Below are 16,156 nucleotides of genomic sequence, written 5' to 3'. Positions count from 1 at the left end.
GCCTCGACCTGCTTTCAAAGCCGGCCTCGCGTCGTTACAGATCGAGTACGAGTAACGGAGATCTGGCGCGTGAGCAGCACGGCAGGAACTGATCGTTGGCCGCCTGTTCTTCGGGCGTCAAATAGGAGTCGAGGTGATCGGGTTCCCCTGATAGAACCCGAGTAAGACACGTACCGCACACACCCTGCTCGCACGACGTCATTATCTCGATCCCATTCGCCGCCAGAGCCTGAATAACCGTGCATTCCGACGGCACTTCGATCGTGGCGCCGCTACTGGCAATGCGCACATGAAAACTACCGCTCGCTGCGCTCTGGTCGACAGATGCGCCAAAGAACTCATAATGCAGGCGGTTTTCCGGCCAACCGAGTGCGCGGGCAGTATCGAGTACAGCGTTCATGAATCCGCGAGGACCGCAGACATAAAGATGCGTATCGGCCTGTGCAGTCTTCAGCACCTGATCGATGTCCAACATCGATCCACTATCGTCGTAATGAAACTGGACCGATGCCGAAAATTTGCTCTGCGCGATGTGCTCCGCGAAGGCGGTTCGCTCTCTGGATCGCGTGCAGTAGTGCATGTCGAAAGACTCACCCGATGCCGCGAGACGTTCCGCCATACAAAGAATCGGCGTCACGCCAATTCCGCCGGCCAGCAGCAGATGATGAGCCGCCTCATGCGCCAGAGCGAAGTGATTGCGTGGTGTGCTGATCTGGAGCCGGTCACCTTCGTGAAGTAGATCGTGCGCCGCTTTCGATCCTCCCCGGCCCCGTTCGTCGCGAAGTACCGCGATAACGTAACGGTGCGTTTCCGTCGGGTCATTGCACAACGAGTACTGGCGCACCAATCCGCCAGGAAGATGCACGTCGACGTGCGAGCCGGCAGCGAAATACGGCAATGAGCGGCCGTCTTCTCCGGCCAATTCGAAACTCGCAATATCGAGAGCTTCACTGCATTTGCGAGTGACGACTACATTCAAAATAGAATCCTTCACGTTGCCGCCCGCACTGGAATAACGCGTGAAACGGGGGACTGCGGCGCACTTTCGCTTTCTTCTTTATTAACTTGCTCGAGTTCGAGCAAGCGATCGATCACGCGCCGCGACATCACGCCACCGGCATCGATATTCAATTTGAGCAATTTGCGGTCCGGCCACTTCAACAGGTTCTGCTGCTGGCGTTCCAGCATCTCCAGGTCTTCGCTGAAAATCTTGCCCTGTCCTTCGCGGATGCTGGCCGTCAGCGCCGCATCATCGGGACGGAAGTTACGCGCCATGCCCCAGAAGTACCAGATCGAGGTTTCGGTCTCCGGCGTAATGAAATCCACCACGATTGAAGAAGCTTTCCTGTTAGCCGGTGCGTGATAGCCGCCATGACCCGCGTGCGCGACACCGACTTCGATCAGCACGTGACTCGGCGGCGAGAAGTGGCAGATCTGCCAACGGTCGACGGGAACATCGTCCGCAAGGCCATTGCCTCGCAACGCCATTTTCCAGAACGACGGCGCGGCAACATTTTCCATAAAGCGGCTCGTCGTGACAGTATCGCCTTCGCTCGTGGTTTTCGGCGCGGCTTCGTCGATTTCCTTTTGCCCGATGCTGTCCGCGTGCACATAGGTCTCGTGCGTGAGATCCATCAGGTTGTCGATCATCAGCCGATAGTCGCAACGAATGTGATAAAGGCCGCCCCCGTATGCCCATTCCGCGCTTTCCGCCCACTCCAGATGATGCAATTTCGCCGCGTCGGCCTGAGTCGCATCGCCGGGCCACACCCAGATAAAACCGTAACGTTCGATAACCGGATAGTGGCGAATAGAAGGAAAACCATTGACGCGCTGGCCGGGCATACCGGTCACCTTGCCCTGGCATCCCATTTCGAGTCCGTGATAACCGCAAACGAGCGTGCCGTCACGCACGAAACCCAGCGACAGCGGTGCGCCCCGATGCGGGCAAAAGTCCTCCAATGCGATGGCAGCGCCATCCGCATTTCGATAGAACACCATTGCTTCTCCGCAGATCTGGCGACCTAACGGCTTGTCCGTGATTTCGTCGGGCATACACGCGACGTACCACGCGTTCTTGGGGAACATTTGAGTCTCACTCCTTATTTTTAGTGCGCGCAACGGCTTCAATCTGGTTGGCGTCGATAAGTCCACTGACGAGTCGCGATAACCCTTCATTCCGTACACTTATTGAGATTCAGTGTACTCAATATAACTTTGATGATTAAATGAAGGTTTTCCCTAACACCGACTTTCAATCAGCAAACGCGGCGATCGTGGACAATGCTCACGCTTGCAAAGTCCGGCACTGTCGCAAACATCGGCGACCTCCGATGCGTGCCAGTCAACAGCTTTTCTCTATTTCCATGGCCACATCACCAGACAACACCGCTTCGGCGATCAGCCTCGACCTCTACGATCAGCCTGGGCATCTGATCAGACGGGCACATCAAATTTCAGTGTCCATGTTTCATGAATTGCTGGGTCGCGAAGTGACGCCCGTCCAGTACTCGATACTGCGAATGCTTCACGAGTTGCCCGGACTGGATCAGGTCACTCTCGCGCAACGGGTCGGCCTCGATACGTCGACCACCGCCGACATCGCCGTACGGCTCGAAGCAAAGGGCTGGATTGTTCGCGAGGTTCTGCCGCGTCGCCAACGTCGTCTGCTGCTGACGCCGGAAGGCGAGAAGCTACTCATTCAGTTTATTCCCGCCGTCAATGCATTGAGTCACGGCCTGCTCGACGGAATGGGAGAAGAAGACGCGCAACAGCTATTGCGCCTATTGCGGAAATTCGTGCATTTGAATAACGATCAGAGTCGCGCGCCGCTGCGCAGCTCTACCGACGACGCAGCTTCAGATTAGCAACGTCGTTGAACATCTGGCGCGAAGCGAATCGTGGCGAGGCTTCGCCACGATCGCCATTCGCCTTTTAGTGGCGGCCGAGATTGGACAAGATCATATCGAGGTCTACTGCGCGCGCCATCGCTTCGTAACCCGCATCGCTCGGATGCAGGTGGTCGCCGCTATCGAATACCGCGCGCATATGGTCCGGGTTGGTCGGATCGCGTGTCACCTTGTCGAAGTCGATCACTCCGTCGAATGCATGGCTCGTTCTGATCCACTCATTCACCTTGAGCCGCTCCTGTTCGCCCGCCGGCGTGCCGTAGTCGGTGTGGTAGGTGCTATTCGATCCCATGAACGGCAAGAGCGTGCCGCCGTAAATACGCACTCCGGCCGCGTGAACCTGCGCGATGACCTGCTGCATGGCCTGGATGATGTCTTCCGCCTTGGCCGACTTGTCGCCGATATCGTTGATGCCTTCGAGGAACACCACGGCGCGCAGGCCCGGTTGAGTCAGCACGTCGCGCGCCAGACGCTCGCTGGCCGGGACGCCGAACATCGCCTGATCGCGGTTCGTCAGCAACTCGTTACCGCTGATGCCCGCATTGGAAACCGACAGCGTCGCACCTTTGCGCAGCGACATCCGGCGTGCCAGTGCGTCGGGGAAGCGACGGTTTTTGCCGGTCGTCGACAGATAGCCGTCGGTGATCGAATCGCCAAACGTGACGAGCGTTCCTTTGACTGTGGGCGCTGCGTCGACATCGACGCCAGAGACGAACATCCAGCAACTCACCGGGCGCGTGAACGCAACCGTGTTGCCACTTCCGGTCTGGTTGCCTGCGGACAGATAGCTCGTTTGCGTCGCGAGGAAGTGCTGCGTGGCAGGCCCCGTGTTCGCCGGAAGATAAACGCTGACCGCAAGCGCGTCGAACGATTTCACCGGTAGATCGACCACGTCGCTGAGCGCTTCGCCACCTGCGGGAACCACCACTTCCTGTGCGCCGCTGAAATGCAGCACATGCGAATCGCCTTCGAGGCCGGGGCCATCGCCTGAAGAAGGGGCGACGGAGGCCGCGCCGACCCGCAACGGCACCGCTCCGCCCGCGTTTGAAATCCGCACGCGGAGTCGGTCGCCGCCCGTGCTGAGGTACACGATATTGCGGACTGTCTGATCCTGCACGCCGACGTCGGAAGGACAGGCTTTGGTGTCGAAAGTCGCGCCTTTAGTCGGACTTCCCTGCCAGCTATTGACCCAGTTGCCCCGTTGCGGACTTTCGGCCGCGTGGGCTCCTGCGAGCCCGATTAGCGCGGGCGTCATCAACGCGGCACTCCACTTTGCGAGTGCGCTCGTGCCGTGCTTATGTCGAATTACGTTACCGTGATGGCGATCAAAACGGGCTTCCCGTTCTGCATTTGTCTCGCGTCGTCTCATCTCTTTTCCTTTTTGTTCTGGAGCGGAAAAGTATCGACGGAAAAAGCGGACTATCGATTTATGAAATCGACCGACGCGAGTTCTGGTTTTGCGGAGTAAGGTAAATACGCGAGCTAGGTACTCGCCACCAACAGTTCTTCCGCATTGTTCGGCGGACGCAGACCATCGGATCTGTCTGCGAAATAAAGCGCGGCAAGATCGTTCGCTGACACATGCCGTGCGTCCTTAAAGCCGGCGTCGCGGGCTTGCGCGACGATGTCGGACGGCGTGTAGAAACTGATAAAGGGCGTACCGCTGGCTCGCGCGCCCTTCTCCGCCATCAGGAGACCGGGACGAACCTCGGGATCCGCCAGTTCGAGCGGAAGCAGAAACGTCATCGCTAAAGTGGAACCGGTTGCGAAAGACGCCACTTGAAGCAGCGTCGCCGCGTTTGCGTCTTTCGTCAGATACATGCTCACGCCGGTGGAGACCACGATAGCCGGTTTGCTGTCGTCGAAGCCGGCGTTCGAAAGCGCCTGCCGCCACGCTTCATTTCGTTCGAAATCGACCGGCACGAAATGCAGCCACTCCGGCACGCCGTAGCCGAGTTCAATCAGACGCTGACGCTTCCATGCCTGAGGACCGGGTTGATCGACCTCGAATACCTTGATGCGGGATGCGATCTCGGGCCGCCGTTGCGCGAAGCTGTCGAGCCCGGCACCGAGAATCACGTACTGCTCCACTCCACGGGCGGCCTGCTCCACGACCAGATCTTCGATGAAGCGGGCCCGCGCGACGATCGACGCTCGAAACGGCCGTGTGAATTGCGGGTCCATGTCGCCGCGCTGACGCCAGTCGTCGCCGGGCGCGAGCAGCTTGAGGCCGATCTCGTCGTCCAGCACGTGTGGCGGGGCATCGGCTTCGACATGCAGCGCACGCCACAGCGCGACTCGCGCCGCCGTGCTGTCCGGTGCCACTTGCTGTTGATCGCTCATGATAGTCAGTCCTGTCGGGTCGTATCGACCGAATGGGACCTAATAGTACTGCGAGTGCCGCATCGCCTTATATAGAAAAACATGCGGCACGATCAACGTGCACTCAATCAAACCGGCGCACTGCGCAAGCGTGCAACGTTATGCTCGCGCACCGAGAACCACAACACGATCAGACCCACCGCTGCCAGCGCGCTCGCCACCACGAACGCCGACGAATAACCCGCGCCGTACTGAATCATGAAGCCGGTAATGCTCGGCGAAAGAATACCCGCTAGATTCGCGAGCAGATGCACGAAGCCGCCCGTTGCGCCGATCCGCTCACGCGGCACGATGTCTTGCAACAGCGACCAGCACGCTTGCGGTGTCATGAACGCAAAGAGACTCGCCACCGCGATCAATGTGACGGCAGGTACGAGAGAACTCACTCGCGACACAAGCATCACGCAAATAGCTGCCACGCCAAGGCCCATGATGATGACCGTCTTGCGTGCAAACAGAACATTGCCGGTGCGCTTATACAGTCCGTCCGAAATCATGCCGCCGAATACAAAACCAAGCGTTGCACCCAGCCAGGGCAGGATACCGACCACACTCATGTGCTTGATATCCAGATGCTGGTAATCGGTGAAATAACTCGGCAGCCACGAAAGAAAGAAGTAGAGCACGTAGTTGAATGCGAAGAACGCCATCGCGACGCCAAGCACAGGCAACGAGAACAGGTAGTGAAAGACGCTGTGTCCGGTATTCGAAGAATCGGCATTGACCGTCGCCGTCAAATGACGGTCGGCCACGATCCACTCGGCTTCTTCCTTCGATACAGCCGGATGCTCGTCTGGCTGATCGCGGAAACAGCGCCACCAGAACGCCATCCACACAAAGCCGAGTACCGCTATCACCACGAACGAAATGCGCCAGCCGAATTGCAGCGCGACCAGTCCGACGATCGGCGCAGCGACCGCTGCACCGAGCGGTTGCCCGGCATTCGTCAGACCGACTGCGCGGCCTGCTTCGCGGCGGGGAAACCAGTTGGAAATAGACTTGTTGGTAGTGGTGCCCATCGGCCCTTCGGCAACGCCGAAGGCGACGCGCGCGACCATCAGCGTGCCGAAGCTGCCGGCGAATGCAGTCGCACCGCAGAACATCGACCAGAAACCCGCCGCGAGCATGAAAACTTTGCGCGGGCCGAATTTGTCCGCGGCCCAGCCGCCGACGAAACAGAACACGCAATAGCCGATAAAGAAGCTGCTGAAGAGCAAACCCATCTGCGCGTCGTTGATATGCAGATCAGCCTTGATGATTGGCGCGACCACCGACAATGCGGCGCGATCCAGGTAATTCAGCATGCCGGCGAAGAACAGCAGCGCGGCGATTACCCAGCGGTATTTCGATTTCACTCTTCTCTCCTCACGTGCCCCGAACAATGCGTGTCACCCGAATGCGCGGTTCGATGAAGCGGCGCAAGTGGACGGAGCATGGCCCGGTTCCGATGATCCGGCGTCGACGGTGAAATCTGGCTCTCACGAGCTGGACATCATATGTCGTCGTACTTCCTCGCCAGTATAAGGATCAGCGTGGGCGTGAGAAAACTAGCATTTACCCGGGTCTTCCCTAATAAAAAGTGGATCAACGAACAGATAGACATACGATGACATATCACGATGGCGGTAAATTTTTCACTCCGCCACCGGCTTCCTTCGGCGTAATCGTGTACCGCAACATCCGTTCGCGCGACGCCGCGAGCAACCGCGTCATCGCGGCCGACGCCTCCTCCGGCTGTCGCGAAACGATCCGGCTGCGTACGTCGTCGTGCAAGGCGATATCTTCGCTGGGCTTCGCCGCCTGCCGGTAAAGCATCTCCGACGACACCCGCAACGCCGCCTTGATCGCGCTCCCGATGGTAATGAACATGCCGTTCTGCGACATCGTGATGATCGCCATATGAAACTCCAGCACCGCCTCGACCGAAGCCCGCACATCCGATTGCGCGGAAGGAGACGCATAAGCACTCGCCAGCTCACGATAACGACGATCGATTAACTGAAGATCTTCATCGCTGCCGTGACGTGCCGCGAGAAAACTCGCGCGCGGCTCGAAACAGATGCGCATTTCAAAGATGTCTTCGACGATCTTCGAATCGAATTGTGCATTGAGCCGCCACGCGAGTACATCGCGATCCAGCAGGTTCCAGTCGGAGAACGGCAGCACACGCGTGCCGATCTTGGGTGACACTTCAATCAGGCGCTTGCCGGTGAGTTGCTTGATCGCCTCACGAACCGTCGTGCGGCTCACCCGGTACTCGCTGCACAGCTCGCTTTCTACCGGAAGCAGATCGCCCGGTCCGAACTCGCCCGAGACGATCCTCATTCCGACGATCCGCGCAACCTGCGCAGTCATGGTGCCAACGACCGGCTCACGCTCAAACATCACCCCTCCTTCGTCGACATCCGTGCGATACGTCTGGCGTCTAGCTGCGCTTGGCCGACGTCGTGACGATCACGTTCCACGAACCCGGCTTGAGGCGCGCGGTGATCTTCTCGCCATCCACGACGACCTGCTTGTTGGTAGCGGGTGCCACCGTCATCGGCGCATCGGCAGTGTTCACCGCCTTCAGGTTCGCGTGATGCAACTCTAGCGCGTGATCGAGTGTGCGGTCCGCGCCGAGTCCGCGCAACTCGATATTGAGTTCCATCTCGTCGGTCAGATGGCGGTTCAGCGCGAAGATCGTCGTAGTGCCGGTCGCACGATCATCGACAACGGATGCACACAGGTACGCGATTTCGGGGAAGGTCTCGGCTTCATAAGTCGGCGAATCGATCACCGGTTTCAGCACGCGGCCATGACCAAATTTCGAGGCTTGCGAGAACGGATAGAAAATCGTTTGCCGCCACGCAGCGCCGCCTGGCTCGGTCATGATCGGGCCGATCACATTGACGAGTTGCGCGAGACACGCGGTTTTCACGCGGTCGGCGTTGTTCATCATCGTGATCAGTGCACCGCCCACTACCAACGCATCTTCCGCGTTGTAGACCTCCTCGATCAGACGCGGCGCACTCGGCCAACCCGGCTTGCGCAGATCGTTGATCGAACGTGCCTTGTACCAGACGTTCCATTCATCGAACGACAGCATGATGCGTTTGGTCGAATGCTTGCGCGCCGCCACGCTATCGGCAACTGCCACAATCTCCTTGATGAACAGGTCCATCACGTCGATGTTGCCGAAGAACTCCGCCGTCGAATCGTGACGATTTTCGAAGTACGTATGGAGCGAAATGAAATCGACCTGATCGAAGCAGTGGTCGAGCACGCGGTCTTCCCACATGCCGTACGTCGCCATTTCATGCGTCGACGAACCGCACGCGGCGAGTTGAATCGTCGGGTCCACTGCACGCATCAGCTTGGCGGTTTCGAGCGCGGTGCGGCCGTATTCGTCGGCGGTCTTGCGGCCGATTTGCCACGGGCCGTCCATCTCATTGCCGAGACACCAGAACTTGATGTCGTGCGGTTTCTCATAGCCATGCTCGTGACGCAAATCCGATAGCGCCGTGCCGCCCGGATGATTGCAGTACTCGACAAAATGGCGGGCTTCATCGGGGCCGCGAGTGCCGAGATTGACGCCGTACATCGGCTCAATATCGAGTTCGCGGCACCAGTCGATGAATTCGTTGGTGCCGAACTGGTTGCTCTCCACCGAATACCACGCGAGGTCGAGACGCTTCGGCCGCTTTTCTTTCGGGCCTACACCATCTTCCCAGTTGTAGCCGGACAGGAAATTGCCGCCAGGATAACGGACGATCGTCGGACCGAGTTCGCGCGTAAGTTCCATCACGTCCTTGCGAAAGCCGCGCTCGTCGGCATTCGGATGATCCGGCTCGTAAATACCGGTATAAACGCAGCGGCCCATATGTTCGACAAAGGTGCCGAAGACGCGCCGGTCAAGGTCCGCGACAACAAAATCCCGGTCGACGACAAGGCGTGAATTAATCATCGTGATAAGTCCTGTTGTGAGATCCGCCCACGCGTGTGGTCTATTGGCGACACGCGTGGGACATCGGTTTCCGAAAGGGTCGTGAGTAACGCGATTGCGTGCTTACCTGATTGCCTGCTTACCTGGACAGCAATTTGTTCACGCGGTCTTCCGCCTGTTGCTGGACATCCGCAATCGACTTTCCAGAGGTGAGCATGTTGCTCACTTCGTCGCCAACAATTTCCTGAATCGCAAACTGACGCGGCACGGTGTTCGGCAATGCATAGCCCGTCGACGAGATTTCCTTGATGGACGAACGATGCGGCAACGCATTGAACGCAGCGCTGTCGATCACCGACTGACGCGCAGGCAAATGACCTGTGCGGGCCCAGTCCGCATCGTGGTCGTAGAGGAACTTGAGGAACACCAGCGCAGCGTGGCGAGTCTTTTCATCCTTTGCGCCACCTTTGAGCATCACCCACGAATGGCCGTCGGCCCACACCGCTTTCTTCTGGAACAGATTCGGGAACGGCACCACTTCATAGCCGTTATTCGCAAGCGCGGAGCCAGGCTTGTTAGACAGATTGGTCAGGTCCTCGATCATCCACGTTCCGCAGATCAGCACGCCTGCCTTGCCGTTCATGAATGCCTGATTCGCGGCGCCGTAGTCCAGATTCGGCGTAATGTCGCCTGCCTTCATCAGACTGTCGAGCAATTGCAGCGAGTTCGTGACCGGCTTGTTATGAAGATCGATTTTGGTCGGACCATTCGGAAACAGCGTGCCGTTCTGCTGATACACCATCGAGTACAGCGAACGCGTTTGCGCTGCGCTTTCGTTCGCGATCGGCATGGTGATATACGGCAGACCGGTCTTCTCCTTGAACTGCTTCGCCTGCTTCAGCAGTTCGTCGGGCGTGGTCGGCAAAATCGGCTTGCCGCTCGCGTCGACCAGACCCGCCTTTTTGAACAGATTGATGTTGATATGCCAGAGCCACGAATGCGTGTCGAAAGGCAGCGCGTAGGTCTTGTCGCCGAACGTCACGCCGCGATGCGCGTTGCCCGTAAAATCTTTGGTATCGACGCCGACCGATTTGAAGCCGTCGTCGAGCGGCTCGACCAGCTTGCGCTTTACATAGTCGCCGAGAACCGCTTCGTGCATGACTGAAATAGTGGGTACATCATGGCTCAGAATGCGCGCGTCGATCTGCGTGTAGTACGGATTCCATTCGATGATCTGCGGCTTGACGACGATATCTTCCTTATTCGTCGCGTTGAACTGGTTGACCAGCGTCGTGATAATCCCGCATTCGCCCGCCGCCTTGCTGACATCGTTCACTTTGCCGTATTCAGCGTCGCAGGCGCCGAAGAAACGCGACAGCGTAATCTCGGTTTTAGCCTGAACCGGAGCGGCAACGCCGGCGGCCAGTCCCAGCAAGGCGAGCGAAAGCGCACCGCGCACGAGCGATTTCTTCATGGGTTGTCTCCTATGTCGATCGGAGTTGGCGTGTCGGCGAGAGCAGGCGCTTCAGCGCTCACCCCGGTCTCATCGCGGTTAATCCGATTCCATTTACGATGGTTACCAGCCGCACGCTTTTCGTGAATATCGCGCGGCCGCAGGTCGGTCAAAGGCGTGACCGGTTCTTTTTATCAACGTGATAACGTATTAAAGCGAATTGCGACATCGGCAAGCCAACAACTCAGCGCACTGTGGTGCCAGCCACGGCGGCCACAATGTACTTCTGGAAAAACAGATACAACACGAAGATTGGTAGTCCGGCGAATACCGCCTGCGCCATCAGATAACCAATGCCTTCGGACTGCGCGAAGTTGCCCTGCGTCGATGCGAGTCCGATGGTCAGCGTGTACATTTCCGGCTTCGACGCCGACACGAGCGGCCACAGGTAGTCGTTCCACGCGCTCAGGAAAGTAAAGATCGCGAGCGTGGCTTGCGCCGGAATCGACAGCGGCAACACGATGCGCCAGAACACCTTGAAACGCGATGCATTGTCGAGCAACGCGGCCTCTTCGATATCGACGGGCACGGCCTTGAAGTACTGCGTCATCAGATACACACCGAATGGCGAGGCGAGCCGCGGCATGATCAGTGCGCCATACGTATTGTGCAAGTCGAGTGCCGCGAAGATGCTATGCAGCGGAATCACCAGCGCCTGCTCGGGAACCGCGAGCCCCGCGAGGCAGATCACGTAGAGCACGTTCTTGCCGGGAAACGTGGTGCGCGCGAAACCGTAACCCGCGAGCGACGCGATAATCAGCGTGAGGAACGTTTGCCCCAACGCGACTATCGCGCTGTTGATCAACCAGCCGCCCACTGCGGACGTCCCGATGATGCTGGTGTAGTTCTCCAGCGTAAAAGGCGGCGAAAACAGCACGTCGGTGTGTTGCTGCAGGAAAGCATTCGGCTTGAACGACAGCGCGAACACCCACACGAGCGGTGCAATCCAGACCAGCGCGAGCAGCACGACGGCGCCAAGCATCAGGCGCTCGCCGAAGCGGCCTGCGAGCGAGCCACGCGTACCCTCCTGACGCGAAGGCCCGGGAGCGGATTTGAGAGCAGCAGTACTCATACGGAATCCTTCCTGCGTACGATCCATGCCTGCACCGCAATGCCGATCAGCATCAGCAGAAACAGCACCTGGGCGGCGGCAGCCGAATAGCCGAACAACCATTGGCGGAAGCCGGATTCATAAATGAACTGGACGAGCGGTCGCGACGCGTTGTTCGGTCCACCATCGGTCAGCAATTGGGCCTGCCCGAACAACTGGAACTGGAACACCGCTTCGATTACCGCCACGAGTGCGAGCGTGCGGCGGATCGACGGCAACGTGATCGACGCGAAAGTGCGCCAGCGTGACGCGTTATCGAGCGCAGCGGCTTCGTAGAGTTCTTGCGGGATTTGCTGAAGTGCAGCAAGGAACAGCATCATCGGCAGGCCGACGATCCACCATACGGTGACGACGGCAATCATCGGCAACGCAGTGGATTCGTGAACCAGCGGCACGAACTCAGGAATACTCAGCGCGTGGCTGACATCGGCCAGCAGACCGTGACCAGGCATTAGCACGAGTTTCCAGACGAGCGTGACGATCGTCACCGACAACACCGACGAGCCGAAGAAAATCGCCCGCAGCGCCGCGCTGAAACGGCCCGGCCGGTTGAGCACCAGCGCGAGCGCGAGACCCAATGCGACGAACATCGGCACAGTCAGGAAAACGAAGTAGAACGTATTGCGTACAGCGCCGCGGAAGATCGGATCGAATGCGAGGTCGACGTAATTCTTGATGCCGATAAACTCGGTTGTGCCACCGAGCAGATCGACGTTCTGCAAGCTTAGCCACCAACCGTACACCAGCGGCACCACCAGCAGCAGCACATAGACAATCACGAACGGCAAAACAAACAGTCCGTTCGACCACGACGCGAGGGGATAGTTGAAACGGCGTTGCCGCGCTTTCGGCAATCCGGCCGTCAGCGAGCGGTCAGCCGCCATGATGCGCCGTCCCGCTTTCGTCGAAAATGTGCAGATGCGCTGCGTCGATATTCAAACGGATCGGATCGCCAGCCTGCAATTCATAGTCGCGCGGAATCTCGACGACGATCAGCGAGCAGCCGGGCACACTCACGTGTGCCAGCGAACGATCGCCGAGACGCTCGACAAATTCAGCGCGGCCCGTCAGCGGACCGTTGGCGTCGATCACCACGTGTTCAGCACGCACACCGAGCGTGAGTTGCCTTGACGGCAAGCTGCCGGTGGCGATGGTCGTCGGTATCACGACGTTATCGACAGGCAGGCGAACCAGCAGGCGGCCACCGTTCTCACCAGCGGGCTCCACGTCGATGAAGTTCATCGCCGGTGCACCGATAAAGCCCGCGACGAAGCGCGTGGCCGGACGCCGGTAAATATCGAGCGGAGCGCCGATCTGTTCGATGCGTCCACGGTTCATCACGACGATTCGCGTGGCGAGCGTCATCGCTTCGATCTGGTCGTGCGTGACGAACACCATCGTCGAATTCAGGCGGCGATGAATGCGCGCCAGCTCGACCCGCGTACGGGTTCGCAGCGATGCATCGAGATTCGAAAGCGGCTCGTCGAACAGAAATGCTTCGGGTTCCTTGACGACAGCGCGGCCAATCGCGACGCGCTGCCGCTGACCGCCCGACAGTTGCGCAGGCCGGCGCCTGAGCAACGGATCGAGTTCGAGCATGCGGGCGGCTTCGGTAATGCGCCGCTCGATCTCGCTCGCGTCGACGCCCGAATTGCGCAAGCCGAACGCCATGTTGTCGTAGACCGTCATGTGCGGATAGAGCGCGTAGTGCTGGAACACCATCGCGACATCGCGCCTTGCGGGCGGCAGGTTAGTGACCTCGCGGCCGCCGATGCTGATCTGGCCTTCGCTCACGCCTTCGAGGCCGGCGATCATCCGCAGCAGCGTGGACTTGCCGCAACCCGACGGGCCTAAAAAGACGAGGAATTCGCCTTCGTGGATATTCAGGTCGAGACCCGTAATGACTTCAGTCTCGCCATACCTTTTTGTCACGCCGTTGAGCTGAATGCCCGTCACCGTGCCTCCTGGGAATTATGTCTCGGAACTGCCGTTATTCACTGCTTTGGTATTATGAAAATATAATAATGTCGGTTAGCGCGAATCGTCCAATCCCTGTTTCGATATCAAGGTATTCAGATTTGGGTATGAGTAGGGTTAACGCGCTTAACCACCTGTCACGATTGAATTTTTCTTGGCGCAAATTGACTGGTCAGGTGATTTTCTGAACTATTAAATGCAAATGGCATCGCATTTAGCGATGCCAATCAGGTTAATTCCTCGGGCAATCCGTAAAATCCATTAAGGATTTTCGATAATGCCGGATCGATTAGGCTAGTTAATTACACAATCTTTTTTCTATCGGCATCGACCCAAACCCGCATTTCGCCTTCTCCCCGATTTCCCCAGCAGAAGTACGGAATAAAAGTCAGCCGCTGTTTGCTGCTTGCGGCGACTGGCTCGTCATAGCGATAGAGCGATGGGCCGGCGGATGCTTCTGCGTCGGCACGATAGCCATCGACTTCGATAACGCGTCGCCCCGCGAACCGTTCATCGACCGCCGCGCCGTCGAGCACTTCGAATTGCGCATCGGCAGGCACCTGTATCAGATGCAGATCGCCATTGTTATCTGCCTGCTCGACACAGTAGACAATCGGCCCGCGTTGCAGCGCGATCTTCCCCGCCGAATGCCGCAATCTGGGGTGACCGCTCACGCGTCGAACCTGCATGGGCAGCGTGAGTTCGATCACGTCGCCGGTAGCCCAGTCGCGCTCGATACGTGCATAGCCATCCACGGTCACGGCAGCGAGGCCCACCGTATTTCCGTTGACCCGCACTTCAGGATTCGCGCACCAATCCGGCAAACGAAGTGCAATCGCGCCTGTAAATCCACCGGCGTCTTCAAGCGTGAGTCGTACTTCGCCGTCCCATGGATACGCACCCGTCTGACGCAAGCGCACTTCCGTGGCGGCGGCTCTCAGCTTCGCGTCGCCGCCCACATACAGGTTCACATAAATGGAATCGCCATCGACGAGATAAACGTATTGTCCGAGCGACGAAAGCAATCGCGCGACATTCGGCGGACAACATGCACAGCCGAACCATCTCTGCCGCACCGGTTTCACATGTTCGTACTTATGATCGTGACAAATGCTCGTGGGATGTACTTCAAGCGGATTGACGTAGAAAAACGATCTGCCGTCGAGCGCCATACCGGACAGTACGGTGTTATATAGCGCACGTTCGAGCACGTCCGCATAGCGCGCGTCGTGATCCGCCTCCAGCATTTTTTGCGCGAAAAACACCATGCCGACTGATGCGCACGTCTCGGTGTAGGCCGTATCGTTCGGCAGATCGTAGTCGCTCGTGAACGACTCGCCCCACACCTGCGCGCCGACAGCCCCTGTCACGTACATCTGGCGCTCGACCATATTTCGCCAGATACGGCGGCACGCGTCGAGTTTGCCTACATCGCCACTCAGTCTCGCGAGATGCGCCACCCCCGCATATAAATAGACGAGACGCACTGCGTGCCCGACCGCGACATCCTGATCTGCAATCGGACGATGTGCCTGACTGTATGCCTTATGCCACGTAATCCAGGCGCGACCATGCACGTCCCAGTGCGATGTGCGCCCGCGCTTCTCGTATTCTTCGTCGTAATAGTGCGGACTCACGCCGCGCTGTTCGACGAAATAGCGCGCCAGTTCTATATGCTTCGGGTCGTTCGTTATTTCATAGAGACGCATCAGCGCGAGTTCAATCTCGGGATGGCCCGGGTAGCCCTTTAGCTTGCCCTCCTCCGGTCCGAGAACCGTGTCGATATGGTCGACAAAGCGGATAGCCACGTCGAGGAGCCTGCGCTTTCCAGTCGCCTGAAAATAAGCGACGGCCGCTTCGATCAGATGCCCGGCGCAATACAACTCGTGGCACTCGGCAAGATTCGTCCAGCGCTGACCGGGCGCCTTCAATGTGAAATACGTGTTGAGGTAGCCATCTTCCTGCTGCGCCCGCGCGACGATATCGATCAATTCGTCCGCAGTACGCTCAAGGTCTGCGTCGCGACCGGAGACGAGCAGATAGGCGACCGCTTCAAGCCACTTCGTCACGTCGCTGTCCTGAAACACCATGCCGTGAAAGGACCCGTCTACTTCGCCTGCGGCTACCTTGTAGTTATGAACCGCGCCACTCGGCTCCGCATTTTCAATGCGATCGTTCAATGCATCCCATTGGTATGGAACCACGACTTCGCGCACGAGGCGGCGATAGCCGTTCCAGAAAGAGTCGTCGATCGTGATGTCGTGAAGCGAAATGGGCTGAATGGTATGAGCTTTTTGATCCATGGTCTGTCGAAAGCTGAATAGAGTTGGACGAGAATG

The 16,156-nt window shown here is 58.3% G+C and carries 13 protein-coding genes; 1 reads left to right on the top strand and 12 read right to left on the bottom strand.

What is annotated here, in order from left to right:
- Window positions 1-34 precede the first annotated feature (34 nt).
- Window positions 35-994, bottom strand: coding sequence for a PDR/VanB family oxidoreductase (locus BLS41_RS18220; RefSeq protein ID WP_074767293.1), 960 nt, complete (start codon window positions 992-994; stop codon window positions 35-37).
- Window positions 991-2,088: an aromatic ring-hydroxylating oxygenase subunit alpha gene (locus BLS41_RS18215; RefSeq protein WP_074767290.1), complete on the bottom strand. Its 1,098-nt coding sequence runs from the start codon at window positions 2,086-2,088 to the stop codon at window positions 991-993. Before BLS41_RS18215 ends, BLS41_RS18220 begins: the two co-directional genes overlap by 4 nt.
- Before the next feature lie 278 nt (window positions 2,089-2,366).
- Here BLS41_RS18215 and BLS41_RS18210 point away from each other — a divergent pair, with 278 nt between their 5' ends.
- The gene (locus BLS41_RS18210; protein ID WP_074771031.1) at window positions 2,367-2,867 is read left to right on the top strand and encodes a MarR family winged helix-turn-helix transcriptional regulator; all 501 of its coding nucleotides are present in this window, start codon (window positions 2,367-2,369) and stop codon (window positions 2,865-2,867) included.
- 67 nt (window positions 2,868-2,934) lie between these two features.
- Here BLS41_RS18210 and BLS41_RS18205 read toward each other — a convergent pair whose 3' ends face one another.
- The 10 genes from BLS41_RS18205 to BLS41_RS18160 form a co-directional block, all read right to left on the bottom strand.
- The gene (locus BLS41_RS18205; RefSeq protein WP_074767287.1) at window positions 2,935-4,164 is read right to left on the bottom strand and encodes an SGNH/GDSL hydrolase family protein; all 1,230 of its coding nucleotides are present in this window, start codon (window positions 4,162-4,164) and stop codon (window positions 2,935-2,937) included.
- A 227-nt stretch (window positions 4,165-4,391) separates the two neighbouring features.
- A complete protein-coding gene (locus BLS41_RS18200; RefSeq protein ID WP_074767285.1) occupies window positions 4,392-5,252 on the bottom strand; it encodes a class I SAM-dependent methyltransferase in 861 nt (286 codons plus the stop codon).
- 107 nt (window positions 5,253-5,359) lie between these two features.
- Window positions 5,360-6,646: an MFS transporter gene (locus BLS41_RS18195; protein ID WP_074767282.1), complete on the bottom strand. Its 1,287-nt coding sequence runs from the start codon at window positions 6,644-6,646 to the stop codon at window positions 5,360-5,362.
- A 259-nt stretch (window positions 6,647-6,905) separates the two neighbouring features.
- Window positions 6,906-7,676 carry a FadR/GntR family transcriptional regulator gene (locus BLS41_RS18190; protein ID WP_074767280.1) on the bottom strand — a complete coding sequence of 257 codons (771 nt, stop codon included), beginning with the start codon at window positions 7,674-7,676 and terminating at the stop codon, window positions 6,906-6,908.
- 40 nt (window positions 7,677-7,716) lie between these two features.
- Window positions 7,717-9,237, bottom strand: coding sequence for an arabinosylfuranosidase ArfA (locus BLS41_RS18185; RefSeq protein WP_074767276.1), 1,521 nt, complete (start codon window positions 9,235-9,237; stop codon window positions 7,717-7,719).
- A gap of 118 nt (window positions 9,238-9,355) precedes the next feature.
- Complete coding sequence (locus BLS41_RS18180; protein WP_074767274.1) at window positions 9,356-10,690, bottom strand: extracellular solute-binding protein; 1,335 nt, start codon at window positions 10,688-10,690, stop codon at window positions 9,356-9,358.
- A 223-nt stretch (window positions 10,691-10,913) separates the two neighbouring features.
- Entirely contained in the window at window positions 10,914-11,801 is an 888-nt protein-coding gene (locus tag BLS41_RS18175) for a carbohydrate ABC transporter permease (RefSeq protein WP_074767271.1), read from the bottom strand.
- A complete protein-coding gene (locus BLS41_RS18170; protein ID WP_074767269.1) occupies window positions 11,798-12,724 on the bottom strand; it encodes a carbohydrate ABC transporter permease in 927 nt (308 codons plus the stop codon). Before BLS41_RS18170 ends, BLS41_RS18175 begins: the two co-directional genes overlap by 4 nt.
- A complete protein-coding gene (locus BLS41_RS18165) occupies window positions 12,714-13,796 on the bottom strand; it encodes an ABC transporter ATP-binding protein (protein WP_074767265.1) in 1,083 nt (360 codons plus the stop codon). Before BLS41_RS18165 ends, BLS41_RS18170 begins: the two co-directional genes overlap by 11 nt.
- A gap of 323 nt (window positions 13,797-14,119) precedes the next feature.
- The gene (locus BLS41_RS18160; RefSeq protein WP_074767262.1) at window positions 14,120-16,120 is read right to left on the bottom strand and encodes a glycoside hydrolase family 127 protein; all 2,001 of its coding nucleotides are present in this window, start codon (window positions 16,118-16,120) and stop codon (window positions 14,120-14,122) included.
- Between the last annotated feature and the right edge of the window lie 36 nt (window positions 16,121-16,156).

This window comes from Paraburkholderia fungorum (assembly GCF_900099835.1).
Classification (GTDB): domain Bacteria; phylum Pseudomonadota; class Gammaproteobacteria; order Burkholderiales; family Burkholderiaceae; genus Paraburkholderia; species Paraburkholderia fungorum_A.
This window is presented reverse-complemented; position numbering and strand designations above follow the sequence as displayed.

Excerpts from the sequence above, each read along its gene's own strand:
- BLS41_RS18215 (WP_074767290.1), bottom strand. The coding sequence starts at position 2,088 with ATGTTCCCCAAGAACGCGTGGTACGTCGCGTGTATGCCCGACGAAATC.
- BLS41_RS18210 (WP_074771031.1), top strand. The coding sequence starts at position 2,367 with ATGGCCACATCACCAGACAACACCGCTTCGGCGATCAGCCTCGACCTC.
- BLS41_RS18205 (WP_074767287.1), bottom strand. The coding sequence starts at position 4,164 with ATGACGCCCGCGCTAATCGGGCTCGCAGGAGCCCACGCGGCCGAAAGT.
- BLS41_RS18200 (WP_074767285.1), bottom strand. The coding sequence starts at position 5,252 with ATGAGCGATCAACAGCAAGTGGCACCGGACAGCACGGCGGCGCGAGTC.
- BLS41_RS18190 (WP_074767280.1), bottom strand. The coding sequence starts at position 7,676 with ATGTTTGAGCGTGAGCCGGTCGTTGGCACCATGACTGCGCAGGTTGCG.
- BLS41_RS18185 (WP_074767276.1), bottom strand. The coding sequence starts at position 9,237 with ATGATTAATTCACGCCTTGTCGTCGACCGGGATTTTGTTGTCGCGGAC.
- BLS41_RS18180 (WP_074767274.1), bottom strand. The coding sequence starts at position 10,690 with ATGAAGAAATCGCTCGTGCGCGGTGCGCTTTCGCTCGCCTTGCTGGGA.
- BLS41_RS18175 (WP_074767271.1), bottom strand. The coding sequence starts at position 11,801 with ATGAGTACTGCTGCTCTCAAATCCGCTCCCGGGCCTTCGCGTCAGGAG.
- BLS41_RS18170 (WP_074767269.1), bottom strand. The coding sequence starts at position 12,724 with ATGGCGGCTGACCGCTCGCTGACGGCCGGATTGCCGAAAGCGCGGCAA.
- BLS41_RS18160 (WP_074767262.1), bottom strand. The coding sequence starts at position 16,120 with ATGGATCAAAAAGCTCATACCATTCAGCCCATTTCGCTTCACGACATC.